This window comes from Chitinophaga varians, from assembly GCF_014529945.1.
Lineage (GTDB): Bacteria > Bacteroidota > Bacteroidia > Chitinophagales > Chitinophagaceae > Chitinophaga > Chitinophaga varians.
Genome location: NZ_JACVFB010000039.1, coordinates 1 through 468, shown reverse-complemented (window position 1 = coordinate 468; position 468 = coordinate 1). Strand labels below are relative to the sequence as shown.

The following is a 468-nucleotide window of genomic DNA, read 5'->3' as shown; positions in this document are numbered from 1 at the left end:
TTGTAGGTGTTGTTTCCAATTACAGTAGGCGTGTGGGTGATAGACACCTTGTCGTCAGTACCAGGGATGGCTACGCCGTCCAGGGTCCATCTGATTTTATGGCCATTGTTGCTGTTGTCGATAGACAGGGTAGTGGTAGCGCCTTTACAGATCTGGTCTGGTACGGCTGTAATCTGCACAGTCGGATTAGCGTCGATCTGTACGGAGAACGGTACATCTTTGGTACAACCTGCATTGCTGCCATCCTGTACGGTGAGGATGAAGTCGTATGTACCGGCTGCGGTACCTGTCGGATAGGTAACGGCGATCGGTGTGGTCTGCCATGCACCGGTCTGCGTCGTGAAGCCAGGCATCTGTCTTGTCGCCGCAACTTTGATGGTATACTGGGTGATGAGACCTACCTGGTTGGAGGTCACCACGTCGAAAGTATTTCCACTGTTACATACCGGATTGGTAACCTGTGCGTCT

At 52.1% G+C, this 468-nt stretch carries 1 protein-coding gene; it reads right to left on the bottom strand.

All coding sequences use genetic code 11. The features are described from left to right. The coding region (locus ICL55_RS34950; RefSeq protein WP_188106711.1) for a hypothetical protein at positions 1–468 on the bottom strand (468 nt) is incomplete at both ends.